The organism is Bifidobacterium platyrrhinorum (assembly GCF_010667645.1).
Taxonomy (GTDB): Bacteria; Actinomycetota; Actinomycetes; order Actinomycetales; family Bifidobacteriaceae; genus Bifidobacterium; species Bifidobacterium platyrrhinorum.
In genome coordinates this window covers 58953-70046 of record NZ_WHZV01000005.1, presented here as the reverse complement: position 1 = coordinate 70046, position 11094 = coordinate 58953, and the positions used below count along the sequence as shown (strand labels likewise).

Below are 11094 nucleotides of genomic sequence, written 5' to 3'. Positions count from 1 at the left end.
TGAGAAACCCCCGCCATTGGTGGCGGGGGTCGTGTGTCAGAACGCCGTGATGAACGCGTTCACGCCCTGGAGCGTGCCGGCCCTTGTGGGGGCGGCGGGTTTGGTTGTTTCCTTGCCGTCCGAAGGCGGGTGGATGAGATGCGGTTTCGTGCGCTTGTCGCCCATGAGTCGGGCGAGCATGACGCGGATCGCCTCAAGCGTGTTCGCCTGGTTGAGGGCGAGCATCTGCAATTGGCCGTATGTGACAGGCGACAGCCGCATCTGCTTGTCGTCGCCCTTGACGTGGGGGAGCGGATGATGCGTGGTCATCCATGCCCGGTACAGGCTCCCGTCATAGCCTTCCAATCCGTCCATCAATGCGCATAGGAATGCGGGGTCATGGTGTTCGAGGATGGTCGGCAGGTCGGGGAACGGGATGCCGTAATAGTGTTGGAAGTCGGATTGGAGCTCTACTCGGCACTCGTGGAGGGCGTTTTCGAGTCGCTGGATTTTCCCAGTGCGTTCGTGTAGAACATGGTGAGCTGGGTGAACACCGCGTACAGGTTCATAAAGTCACGGCCCTCGGTCCACGTGTCCCATTCGTCCGGCTTCTTCGCGATGCTCCGGTAGAACACGTTCGAGTATTCGATGATCTCCGCGATGAGTACGGTCGCCTCGGCCTCGTCCCACGTGTCCTCGCGCTTGTCAGCGGGTTTGAACATGCCCATGTCGCGCAGCTTCCTGTCGCGTTCGACGAGGCGCTGCTGGGTGACGGCGAACGCCGCGGACTGGCCGACGGTCAGCTTCGACGGCTTGGCGAGCTGCGGCACGTCCTTGAACCACGGTTCGCGTTTCAGTTCCGCCCACGTTTCCGGCAGGCGCTGCTCCTCGGTCTCGTTGGTCTTGGTTTCGGCCATGATGGTGTCTCCTATCTGAAAAAGAATCGAATGTCTCCTATCGGGGAAGAGAGGTCCCGGCCCGCGCGGATAGGAGGACACGCGGGCCGGGAAGAATCAGGGGGGTCAGGCGGCGGTCTTGAATGCGTCCTGGAAGTACTTGCGCACGTAGTTCGCGCTGCCGTCCGCGTTCTTGTTCAGGGCGCTGGACGTCTTCACCGTCACGCTGATGTCGATCTGGTTGAACGAATCCTGGTTCAGGGTCGGCAGCGCGTCGAACGTGATGTCCACGTTCGGCAGGAGCATGCCCGCACGCTCGTTGGTGTCCGTGTCGGCCCAAAGGAGGAACAGGCTCTTGTTGGTGGCCTTCTTCGTGATGCTGAAGTCCACGCCGCCGCTGGCCGCATCGTCCACGCCGTTGTACACGAGCTTGAACAGGTCGCGGTCGGACTGCACCGCGTGCAGGGTGAACGTGCCGGTGGTCTGGTCGTAGCGGGTACGGAACGACGGGTTCGCCCACGTGCCGAGAACGGTCGCGTCACCGCCGTCGAGGTTCGACTCCGGCAGGTTGTCCTCGCTCATGTGGCCAAGATTCTCGAACAGGGCGGCGCCGGTGCCGAACGATTCCGAGTCCACGGTGATGTTCGGCAGCAGGGCCTTGTCGATGAGCTGGTTGGGATTGCCGACGAACACCGCGCCGCGCACGGCGGTCATCACGCTTTCGTCATGGAATCCGAGTGCCATGATGGTTCCTTTCAGATATGCGAAAACCCCGCGGCCGGACGGCCGACGGGGTTTCCGATGTGTTGTGTTGGATATAAGGGGAGTCAGCGGGGAGAGGCCGCCTGGATGAGCTTCGTGGAATGCCATGCGACCACGCTCTTCGAACTGGTCATATCTCCGGTCGAACCGGATTCGAAACCGGGATTGTCGACCAGTCGGCCGATCTTGCCCAGGTCGGTGCCGGGCAGGTGGGGCCACATGGCGATGCAACGGTTCAGGTACGCGCACAAGCGGAACACGCGTTCCGGGTCGCGTCCCAACACGGTCAGGTGCAGCGTGTACCGCCATATCCACGCCTTCAGGTTCCAGTCGGGTTGCGTGGGCGGACCGCAATGGTAGAGGATCACGTCACGGGTCAAGAGAAGCGAATCCGTGACGGGCGTGACCTCGGGTTGGATGACCGGATTGAAGTCGCGCGTCTTCCATTGGATGTTGTCGAGGTACAGGCGGGTCAACCCCATCGCGTCCAACTGGTCGCGTACCGCGAGGTCATGGATGACCGGTTCAGACATACTTCGCCTCCGACATGATGTGCAGTCCGGGCATCCACGCCAACGGGCTTTTGATGCCGTACTTGTGTTCCAGCCACCGGTTGAAATAGCCGAACTCCAAGTGCGAGGCGATCTGCGACTTGTCGCGTCCCTTGACGGACATGACCACGGCCGTATGCGAACCGTGCGCGTGATGGCTGATGTCGATGCGGTCGGCCACGGACGAGTGTTTCGCTTTCGCGTCCGCCAATCCCTTGGCTTTCGCCTCGACCTTCAACCCGATCGGTTCGGTGGCTTTCGCGCCGAACAGGATCGCGATGTCCGTGTTCAACCGTTTCGGGCTTTTCAGTTTCACGTACCCCATGTGCGGCTCCCTTCGGGAGGAACGGGCGGCTTCACGCCCGCATCCGACGCGTGGCCGATGCAACGGGCCGTGATGTTCCAGTGGTACGCCTGCTTGGACGAATGCTTCATCTCCATGGGCGGGCCGTCGACCTCGTAACAGTCGTCGCCATGCCAGAACTGCGTGTGGATGTCCCCATGCCATTCCGGCGCCAAAACGATCGCCAACGCGTCCTCGCGCAATCCGCCGTAGGATTGCGGCGTGGTGTCCTGCGCCCAGTTCTTCGAGAACGTCGAGTTCTTGTTGATGCGCGGTTCGAACGAACAGTACGCGTAGGACGCGTCCCCGTCCGGGACCGTGCCGGAACCGTACGGGGTTTCGGACAGGCGCATCGGCTGGACCACGATCATGTCCCGGTGCAGCAGGTCGTCCGTGATGCGCGGCTCCACGTCCGCATCGTCGTACAGGTGGCCTCCGCCCAACGCGTCCACGTCCGTGTCGTCGTACAGGTGCCTCAAGTCCATTCCGGCCATGAGCCACCTCCGTTCACAGTCCGTAGATGCGTTGGACGCCCAGACCGACTGTGCCTATCGGGCCGCGCCCGTCCGCGTACCCGTCGAGCAACTGCTTTTCGCGTTTGCTCACGTACAGGTTCGGACTGGCGTCGTAGCCGGGCGGGTTCGATTGGGGGTCATGCTCCGTGTACGAGTAGTTGCCGTTCGATTCGGTCTTGAACCGGCTCCAGCGCATGACCCGGATGACCATGCTGCACACCACGTAGGCGAACGTCTCCTCGCTCAGGTCGCCTGACTGCAAACGGGGTTCCGTGTTGCTGGACTCGGTGACCGCCATTTCGGCGGCCACCCGACAGCGGGACAGAATCCACTCGTTCGGATACGCGTCGGCGAGGCCGGGCTGGTCGAGCAGGTTCACCTGCATCCATTTCAGCCAGTCGATGCTCGCAACGGTCGCCATGCGTGCTCCTTACAGGACGTTCGCCTTGAACGTGCTGACCGCGTCCTGCAGGATCGGCAGCGCGGTGCCGTTGACCCAGATGTCGTAGTTGGACGGCGCCTGATGGGAGATGAGCGCGCCGATAAGGCCCTCGTTGACGGTCTTGTTGATTTCGAACTCGGAGTTCTGCGCTTCGGCGGTCGGGCCGTCGGCGGTGAAGCCGAGCGTGGCGTCGTTGTAGGAGGGGAACATGATGAACGTCTTGTCCGGGATGAGCGTGGTCGTGTCCACGTCCATCTTGAAACCGCCGTCCAGTTCCAGGTCCTCGTACATGAGGTCGATCATGCGCACCTCGGTCAGGCCGAGCTGCGTGGCGAGAACGGACAGCACCTCGTCGCGCGACAGGCGCGCCTTGGAGTGTTCGATGTCCATGCCGGAAATCTCGGTACGGAAGCTCTCGTTGGTGCGCAGCGCGTCGATGACCTTCGACGTGGTGAGTACGGCGTGCGGGACACGGCCCTTGTTCTTGCGCATCGTCTCGATCCACGCCTGAACGTCGGCGACCGGGTCGGCCTTCGCATCGGACCAGAGGACGCCCGGCACCTGATCGTGCTGCTTGGCGGGACGTTCGAACGAGTAGGTCACGTTCAGACCGTTCTCCTTGACGGTGATCTTCGCGTTCATCATCGCGTTGATGCGTTCGAGTTCAAGGGTCACGCCGGCGGTCTGGCCCAGATGCTCGGTCTTCAGTTCCGCGGTGTCGTGGATGAACTGCTTGTCGTTCGCGTGCTTGGCCATATCACGTTCGGTGATGTGGTCCTTACCGGACAGGGCGATCAGGCCCGTATGCTGTTCGGCGGTCTGCGACTTCATCGACGTGTGGCCGATCTCCGCGTCGAGGGCACGGCGCTGCATGGCCTTCGTCGCGAGGGTCGGCAGGTTCGGAGTCCACGACGCGACCCACTCGCCGTCGTTCGACTTCATCGGGAACACCTTGGAGAACGGGGTCAGGCCGTTCACGTAGTCGAATCCCGACTGGGCGACCTCGGTGGCTTCGCTCGGCGGGAAGATGTCTTTGTCCAAAGCCATTGGATGAATCCTTTCAGATATGGGAAAGCCCGCCGGTCAGGCGGGCTTTCGAAGCGGTTGGTGAGCCGTCACTTGGCGGCGATGATGCCCCATGCGCGCAGCGCGGCGAGGATGAGCTTCTGCTTCGCCATCACGTCGGTGTCGGCGGTGGGGTCCGGGATTGCGGCTGCGGCGGCGGGCTTGCCGGACAGGTTGGCCCACGTGGGCGCGGCCGGCACGGTCGGGATCACGCCGTCGGCGATCTTGTCCTTCGTGACGGTCTTCGCGGCGAGCTTGGCGCCCGTCACCTGACCGTCGCCAAGGGCGGCGGTGTTGACCGCGCCGGCGGCGAGCTTCGCACTGGTGACGGAACCGTCGGCGATGGTCGGCGTGGTCGGCGTGGCGGAGGCCTTCATGCCGGACAGGGCCGTGACCTTGTCTTCCTCCACGTCGTAGAATTCGCCGCCCCACACCGCGTCGTCGGCGGGGACGACCGGCAGCTTGCTCTTGACGATGTCGCCGCGGTAGCGCATGCCCACGTACACGTCGTCCACATCCCAACCGGAGTAGGTGATGTTCACGGCGATGGTGGACTCCAGCAGGCCGGCGATGGCGGTCTGGCGGCCGTCGGTCGCGTCCGGGTCATACGGGCCGTAGCCGCCCGTGTTCTCGCCGCTGGTGATGAGGGCGAGCGGGATGCCGGAACGGATGTAGATGGTCGTGGCGTTTGGCCCGAGACCGGTCAGGTACTTGCCCTTCAGGGTCTCGTCGGCGACGTTGAACAGTTCGGGGACGAGCGTGACCGAGACCACGCCGCCCTCCTGTTCGCCGAAACGCCACTCGTTGTTCTCCTCGACGGTGGTGATGCCGGTGCCATGCACCATTTCAATGGGGACAGCCATATCGGCTCCTTTCAGTTGGTCTTATGGTTGCGGCGGCGGGACTTCTGGCGTTCCTGGGAACGCTTGTACGCATCGCCGCGCTTGGGCTTCGGATTGGTCACGCCCTGCGGGTTCTCCGCAAGCAGTGAGGTCTTGAGGGCTTCGGGGTCGTTCCGCGCAGGCTTCGGCTTGACTTCGCCGGCGTTGACCGGGTTGAGCTTCGCGTACTGTTCCGCCCATGCGGCAATCTTGTCGGGCTCCGTTTCGGAGCAGAGCGCGAGCACGTCGTCCGTGATCTGCGGATGCGTGTTCTTCGCGGTCAGGCGCGCGTTGTCGGTCTTCATCTGGGCGAGTTCCGCCTGTACCTGCTGAAGCTGGTGGAGGTTCGCCTCCGACTGCTTCTGGTTCTTGCGGCTCATCGCCTTCCACTTGGCGACCTCATCCGAATCGGTCTGCGGTTCGGCCTGAACGTTCGCGGATTCGTCCGCGCCCGTTTCGGGCTTGACCTGCGGCCCCGTTTCGGTGTCCGGCGTGGTCTGGGTTTCCTCGTTGTCGGCCATGTGGCCTTCCTTTCGTCAGGCGGCAAGCCCTAGGCTCGACCGCAGATAGTTGAGCCACGCCGTCTGATACGCCATGGCCTGTTTCAAATGCCCCGAGGGGCGGAAAATGTAGGAGCGGCCCTCGAAGCTGAACTGTTCCGCCTCGCCTGAATCCATGACGCTTTGATAATGCTTCTGGAATTCCTTGGCGCGCATGTACATGCGCGTGTAGGCGTTGCGGGTCATGTTCAGGTCGGGTCGATGCCATTCGGGTGCGGGCGTGCCGTCGTCGTACTTCTGCCGCCATTCCTTCTGGGTGAGGATGGGGCCGAGCTCGCTGTGGTTCATCACCTGCACGCGAAGCTGTTTCAGGTCGGCGGCGCTCGTGGAGTTGTTCGCCGCCTTGTAGATGCTGTCCAGGTCCTCGCGGTTGAGCAGTAGTCCGGGGTCGTTGCCGGCCGTGATGGGGGCGACGGTGCACCGGCAGTTGTCGTGCATGGGCAGCAGGTCCGCCGTGCCGAACACGTTCGTGGCCGCCACGGCGCACAATCCGCAGGTGCCGGTCTTGGACATCTCCGGATGGATGACCCTCCGGTATTTCCTGATGCCGGAACCACGGAACCGGCGGGTGGCCGCGTCGTTCATCGCGATCTGGCCGTCCGCGTTCGCATTGGTGGACAGTCGCGTCATGGCCGCTTTCAGCCATGTGTCGACCGCCATCTGCACCTCCTTGTCGAGGTTGTCCCATGCTTCGGGCCGGATGGTCGGATCGCGTACCGCCATCTGCCGGTATGCGTCCGAGGGTCGCACGCTCACCGCCCACGGGTCGGTGTTGTCGCGCGTGACCACGTATTCGGGCACTTGGCCGTCAGGCGTGGCGCCGACCATGCGCAGCATGATGTCCGCGTAGCTGATGCCCAGCCGGCGCATGGCCTTGACGAACGCCATCTGGTTCTGCGTTATCCACGCGCCGACTCCCTGTGTGATCGCGTCGTTCCACCAGTCGGCGGGGTCGAGCGACCGCCACATGTTCCATGCGCGTTGGATGTACGCGTCCACCAGTGCTTCGCGCTGTTGCTCCAGCACGCTCAACGTCTGGCTTGCGGTCGCCATCACATGGCCCCGTTATCGGAATCCAGCGTTTCGCCGGTATCGGCGGACATGTCGAACGTCCCGCCATCCGATGCGAGGCTGGTGTCGAGCGTGGCGCCGAAAGCCGTGTCCAACGTGGGTGCGGACTGTTGGGACGTCTTGCCGTTGACCAGCGTGTTCTCCTGGCTGAGCGCGGTCGCGAACGCCGTGTCCTGCAAATCCTGCATGGCTTCGGCGATGTCCATTTCACTCATGTTCAGGAACCGGCGCATGATGGTCTTCACCGGCAGCAGGCCCTTCACGTAACTGGCTGCCTGAGCCTGTTCCAAGTCGGACGGGGTCTCGACCGGCTCCCACATCGTCTCGAATCGTTCCTGATACGCGTCGCCGTTTTCACCGGACGCAGTCAGCGCCATCCTGAGCAGCAATACGAACGCGTCATTGGCGCGTGCGTTCATGTCCTGCACCTTCAGACGCAGCATGCGGGTGGTAAGTTTTGCACCCTCGGCGCTGCCGGACACATCCGGGCTGAGAATCGACAGCGGCGTGCCGGACGCGCCGGCCAACTGCTTGATGTCGGTGTTCGCAGCGCTCACGATGGGGGTGATATCGGTGACGGAGCTTTCGCCCATCTTCGCGTCCTTCGGCATGAGCCACAAGGCTGCGGGGCCCAATTCGAACATGGTCGAGTAGTCGATCTTGTCGCCTGCGCGCGCACGGCCCGCCTTCACGGCCGGGTCCTGCTTCGTGTAGTACTCGGGCAGGTCGCCGCTCACCCAACGCTGTTTGAACGCCTGCATCTCCTGGATGCAGAAGCGCTGGAACCGTTGCTGGTCGATGGCGCTCAGCGTGCGGATGTGCGGTTCGAACCACCCCCGTCCGGTCGGTGTCTTCAACTGGACGATGGGCAGGCATCCGCACTTGACCGCGAAGTCATACGGCTCCGAGTCAGCCGCGCTGAGCCATTGGAATTGCGGCTGCAAGGCCGGACGTTTCTGGGTGTCGTCATTGGCTGTCGCATAGACGGATTCCTCGTCATCGGTTGAATCGGAGTATAAGGTTCGCGTTTTGGCCTCGCGTACCGCCGTCCTCGAATACACGTCGGTCACGTCCCCGTTGTCATTTCGGACAAGGCGATACAGGGTGATACGTTCCTGTAGGTTGTCCATGTCGAAACCGTAGACGATGGCAGCGCTCTTATCGTCCGACACGACGGTATTCCACGGGCTGAGCCGCACCACATAGGACGGGTTCGGCACCTTGAACACCTGCGCGTAGGCGGCGCCGTAGATGGCAGCATCCCTAAGCATGTTCAGGCTTTTGAGGTTCATACCGCTGGACTGCCACATGTCGTCCGCGTCCGTGGAGCGCATCGTCTTGTCCGACACCAGTCGGAAACCGGTCGGCTTCTGCGACGTGATGACCGCGTTTGCGATCGTGCTCGCGAGGTTCATGGGGCAGATGTCCACGAACCTGCGGTAGATGGCGCTGCTGGTCACGTCCATGTTGCGGGGCACGGCCTTCGTCGGCACCGTCTCCTTGCCGTCGTAGAACGTTTTCAACGTGCACAGCATGGGGATGCGGTTCACCAGACGGTTGGCGAGACGGGTCAATACCACGCCGTCGCCGCCCGGCTCCGTATCGTCCGGGATAAGCGATTCAAGCTCAGCGGCCATGTCTCACCAACCTTCTCTAGTATTCGACTCGGGTAACGTGCGTACGCAATCGCATGTCATGCGGACGCTGGGACAGGTAGCGCATGCGCGCCATGTAGGCGAGCACGCCGGCGATGCACGCATCGATCTTCAACGGACCGTTCTTGGTTTCCTTGTAGACCATGTATTGCGGGGAACCGTCCGGGTTCGTCTGCCGGAAGTTCTTACGGCGTGCGTTCCGCCAATGGGCCACGAAACGCGGGTCGGCCAACAGGGCAATGTCGCCGATGACCGGCTCGTCGTCATCCGATGTCGGTTCCCACTCCTTCGAGAACGCGGTATGCACGTCCACATAGGCGGGCATCATCTGGTTGCGCTGGTTCGTGTTCACCATCATCGGGTCCATCGGATTGCCCACGAGGTCGAGGTGTGCGTAGTCACGCTCCCAGCCGATGATGACGTCACGCCAATACGGCGGGTCGGCGAAGAACCCGACCACGTTGTAATCGTCCAGCATGCTTCGCGCGGCACGGTCGAACGCATCCACGTCCACACGCCAACCGGCGGCTTCGGGGCCTTCCGGCTTCTGCTCCAACCTGATGAGGAACAACAGGCCGTCCCTGACGCGACAGCCCACCAAGGCGGTCGCGTCGTCGGATAGGGAACCGTCGAAACCTAGGGTGATCGCGTCGTCCTCGCTGATGACCTCTCGCCATACCGCCGCTTCGTCCAAGTCGGTGCCTTCCGGCAGACCCGCGAACAGGTTGACGCCGGCGAGATGGTTCTGGATCAACGGCTCAGCTATCCATGCGTCGGATACGCTGGTCAGCGAGTTCAGATAGTAGCGGACAGAATCGCCCACGTCGGACGACGGGTCGAGGATGTCCGCAATCGGGCCACGCACATCCACCCACCCCTTACGGGACGGCCCCGGCTCCACGCCGGGCGACATGAGCGTGTACCCCTCCTCGCTGCGCCCATGTATATCGACTGGCACCATGCGATGATCGGGCAGGAAGATGTAATCCCGCCCGTCGGGGCTTTTCGCCGCGGAACCATACGATTCGTACAGCGCCTTCCTCAGCTTGTCGGGCTTGGCTATGTCCTCGATGGGGAGATCGGAATACCGGTGGTCGAACAGGAGATGCTGGTCATGCTTCAACCTGCCTTCCTGAATATCATGGGCGGTGCGGTACGTCTCCTCCGCGATGCTGTTCTCACCAGGCCGGTACATGGTCGTCGTCTCGAACAGCCACGGCTCCGCATCGCCCATACGCTTCGCGAGATTGCGCTTCACCGTGTGATACATGGCCTTGCCGGCGGGCAGCACCGTCAGATGGGACTCATCCATCGGCACGAACGTCTGCTTGCCGCCGTCCTTGGACGCCGCGCCGGCGGTGCCCGGTTTGATCGAGCCGCCCTCCGGAAGGAGGATACGCGTCTCGCCCACGTCCAGCCCGTAGCCGCGCAAGGCCGACAGGGGGCCCATCTCGCAATTGTTCTTGATGACCGAATAGATGTTGTCGGTCTGCTCCTCGGCGTTCGCCAAGCACAGGATGTTAGGGCCACGGATGGGACGGCCCATCGGTTCCCCCGGACGATACGTGTACGTGCGGCCGAGGAAAGTGTATGTCTCCCCGCCCTTCGCCCAACCAAGGAACCTGCACGGGCCCAACGACTCGAACAGTGAATACAGGCCCGCCAGACCCGACTTGTTCGAGCTTTTCGGACGACTCAGGAACACATGGTTGAACCGTCTGCGCCCATACTTGTCGAGTGCATAACAGTAGAACGTGAATTCCATGTACTCCGGGCTGAACTCATACGGCAAGTCATACGCCGGTTCGGAACCGACCACGCAGAAGTTCTGTATCCACCAGCAGGCAATCCAGCCAAGGGAGCGACGCAGTTCATCCGGCTTCAAACGTGGGATGATGTCGTGCATCACGCACCGCCCATCACCGCGTCAGCCTGCGCCCAATACTCCTCCATGTCCATGCCGTTGCCGGAAGAGGAACCCGGCTGGCCCACGGCCAGATCGTCGGGGGCGGGCGCGTCGAACTTCAACGCGTTACGGTCGGCGGGCGAGTAGCCGATCTTCGCCATCCACTGGCGAACCTCCGACAGCATCTCCCACCGGTGCGTCTCGAAGAAGATGTTCAGGGCGACCATCATCAGTTCGGCGTAATCCCAGTCGAGATCGGTTCCCATACGCTGGGCCTGCGGGCTGCGCCGCAGGTTGTCCCACATGAGCAGCACGCGAGGATTCCACTGCTTGTCGGCGCCGTCCCGGTCCTTGCCGAGAAGGAAACCGGGATCACCCAACTCGCGCCCGCGAATCTTCCCATCCGCGCGAAGCACGGGAATCTGGGACTTGCTTGCCTTACGCCCCTGTCCGGCCATGATCCACGCT

The 11094-nt window shown here is 62.7% G+C and carries 14 protein-coding genes; all 14 read right to left on the bottom strand.

From position 1 onward, the window contains the following. Positions 1–36 precede the first annotated feature (36 nt). The 14 genes from GFD21_RS06840 to GFD21_RS06775 all read right to left on the bottom strand — a co-directional run bounded on the left by GFD21_RS06840 (position 37) and on the right by GFD21_RS06775 (position 11084). Positions 37–354, bottom strand: a complete 318-nt coding sequence (locus GFD21_RS06840; RefSeq protein WP_163197213.1) for a hypothetical protein — start codon at positions 352–354, stop codon at positions 37–39. A gap of 95 nt (positions 355–449) precedes the next feature. After that, entirely contained in the window at positions 450–896 is a 447-nt protein-coding gene (locus GFD21_RS06835; protein WP_163197211.1) for a hypothetical protein, read from the bottom strand. A gap of 105 nt (positions 897–1001) precedes the next feature. After that, entirely contained in the window at positions 1002–1619 is a 618-nt protein-coding gene (locus GFD21_RS06830; RefSeq protein ID WP_163197209.1) for a phage tail tube protein, read from the bottom strand. A gap of 83 nt (positions 1620–1702) precedes the next feature. After that, complete coding sequence (locus tag GFD21_RS06825; RefSeq protein WP_163197207.1) at positions 1703–2170, bottom strand: hypothetical protein; 468 nt, start codon at positions 2168–2170, stop codon at positions 1703–1705. Beyond that, on the bottom strand, positions 2163–2513 hold the full coding sequence (locus GFD21_RS06820; protein ID WP_163197205.1) for a hypothetical protein: 351 nt from the start codon (positions 2511–2513) through the stop codon (positions 2163–2165). The genes GFD21_RS06825 and GFD21_RS06820 overlap by 8 nt, the downstream gene beginning before the upstream one ends. Beyond that, positions 2501–3025, bottom strand: a complete 525-nt coding sequence (locus GFD21_RS06815) for a hypothetical protein (protein ID WP_163197203.1) — start codon at positions 3023–3025, stop codon at positions 2501–2503. Before GFD21_RS06815 ends, GFD21_RS06820 begins: the two co-directional genes overlap by 13 nt. A gap of 13 nt (positions 3026–3038) precedes the next feature. Further along, complete coding sequence (locus tag GFD21_RS06810; protein WP_163197201.1) at positions 3039–3467, bottom strand: hypothetical protein; 429 nt, start codon at positions 3465–3467, stop codon at positions 3039–3041. Positions 3468–3476: 9 nt separating this feature from the next. Beyond that, positions 3477–4535 carry a major capsid protein gene (locus GFD21_RS06805; protein ID WP_163197199.1) on the bottom strand — a complete coding sequence of 353 codons (1059 nt, stop codon included), beginning with the start codon at positions 4533–4535 and terminating at the stop codon, positions 3477–3479. Positions 4536–4603: 68 nt separating this feature from the next. Then, positions 4604–5416, bottom strand: a complete 813-nt coding sequence (locus tag GFD21_RS10980) for a hypothetical protein (protein ID WP_191996883.1) — start codon at positions 5414–5416, stop codon at positions 4604–4606. 11 nt (positions 5417–5427) lie between these two features. Then, positions 5428–5955 carry a hypothetical protein gene (locus GFD21_RS06795; protein WP_163197197.1) on the bottom strand — a complete coding sequence of 176 codons (528 nt, stop codon included), beginning with the start codon at positions 5953–5955 and terminating at the stop codon, positions 5428–5430. A 15-nt stretch (positions 5956–5970) separates the two neighbouring features. Then, positions 5971–7047 (bottom strand): hypothetical protein, encoded by a 1077-nt coding sequence (locus GFD21_RS06790; RefSeq protein ID WP_163197195.1) that lies wholly within the window; start codon positions 7045–7047, stop codon positions 5971–5973. Further along, positions 7047–8702 carry a hypothetical protein gene (locus GFD21_RS06785; protein ID WP_191996882.1) on the bottom strand — a complete coding sequence of 552 codons (1656 nt, stop codon included), beginning with the start codon at positions 8700–8702 and terminating at the stop codon, positions 7047–7049. The genes GFD21_RS06790 and GFD21_RS06785 overlap by 1 nt, the downstream gene beginning before the upstream one ends. Positions 8703–8718: 16 nt before the next feature. Continuing rightward, positions 8719–10626, bottom strand: a complete 1908-nt coding sequence (locus GFD21_RS06780; RefSeq protein WP_163197310.1) for a hypothetical protein — start codon at positions 10624–10626, stop codon at positions 8719–8721. After that, on the bottom strand, positions 10626–11084 hold the full coding sequence (locus GFD21_RS06775) for a phage terminase small subunit (RefSeq protein ID WP_163197194.1): 459 nt from the start codon (positions 11082–11084) through the stop codon (positions 10626–10628). The genes GFD21_RS06780 and GFD21_RS06775 overlap by 1 nt, the downstream gene beginning before the upstream one ends. Positions 11085–11094: the final 10 nt, after the last annotated feature.

What these genes read in the sequence shown, in the direction of transcription:
- GFD21_RS06820 (WP_163197205.1), bottom strand. Translation starts at nt 2,513, where the DNA reads ATGGGGTACGTGAAACTGAAAAGCCCGAAACGGTTGAACACGGACATC.
- GFD21_RS06810 (WP_163197201.1), bottom strand. Translation starts at nt 3,467, where the DNA reads ATGGCGACCGTTGCGAGCATCGACTGGCTGAAATGGATGCAGGTGAAC.
- GFD21_RS06825 (WP_163197207.1), bottom strand. Translation starts at nt 2,170, where the DNA reads ATGTCTGAACCGGTCATCCATGACCTCGCGGTACGCGACCAGTTGGAC.
- GFD21_RS06780 (WP_163197310.1), bottom strand. Translation starts at nt 10,626, where the DNA reads ATGCACGACATCATCCCACGTTTGAAGCCGGATGAACTGCGTCGCTCC.
- GFD21_RS10980 (WP_191996883.1), bottom strand. Translation starts at nt 5,416, where the DNA reads ATGGCTGTCCCCATTGAAATGGTGCATGGCACCGGCATCACCACCGTC.
- GFD21_RS06785 (WP_191996882.1), bottom strand. Translation starts at nt 8,702, where the DNA reads ATGGCCGCTGAGCTTGAATCGCTTATCCCGGACGATACGGAGCCGGGC.
- GFD21_RS06795 (WP_163197197.1), bottom strand. Translation starts at nt 5,955, where the DNA reads ATGGCCGACAACGAGGAAACCCAGACCACGCCGGACACCGAAACGGGG.
- GFD21_RS06830 (WP_163197209.1), bottom strand. Translation starts at nt 1,619, where the DNA reads ATGGCACTCGGATTCCATGACGAAAGCGTGATGACCGCCGTGCGCGGC.
- GFD21_RS06840 (WP_163197213.1), bottom strand. Translation starts at nt 354, where the DNA reads ATGGACGGATTGGAAGGCTATGACGGGAGCCTGTACCGGGCATGGATG.
- GFD21_RS06775 (WP_163197194.1), bottom strand. Translation starts at nt 11,084, where the DNA reads ATGGCCGGACAGGGGCGTAAGGCAAGCAAGTCCCAGATTCCCGTGCTT.
- GFD21_RS06805 (WP_163197199.1), bottom strand. Translation starts at nt 4,535, where the DNA reads ATGGCTTTGGACAAAGACATCTTCCCGCCGAGCGAAGCCACCGAGGTC.
- GFD21_RS06815 (WP_163197203.1), bottom strand. Translation starts at nt 3,025, where the DNA reads ATGGCCGGAATGGACTTGAGGCACCTGTACGACGACACGGACGTGGAC.
- GFD21_RS06835 (WP_163197211.1), bottom strand. Translation starts at nt 896, where the DNA reads ATGGCCGAAACCAAGACCAACGAGACCGAGGAGCAGCGCCTGCCGGAA.
- GFD21_RS06790 (WP_163197195.1), bottom strand. Translation starts at nt 7,047, where the DNA reads ATGGCGACCGCAAGCCAGACGTTGAGCGTGCTGGAGCAACAGCGCGAA.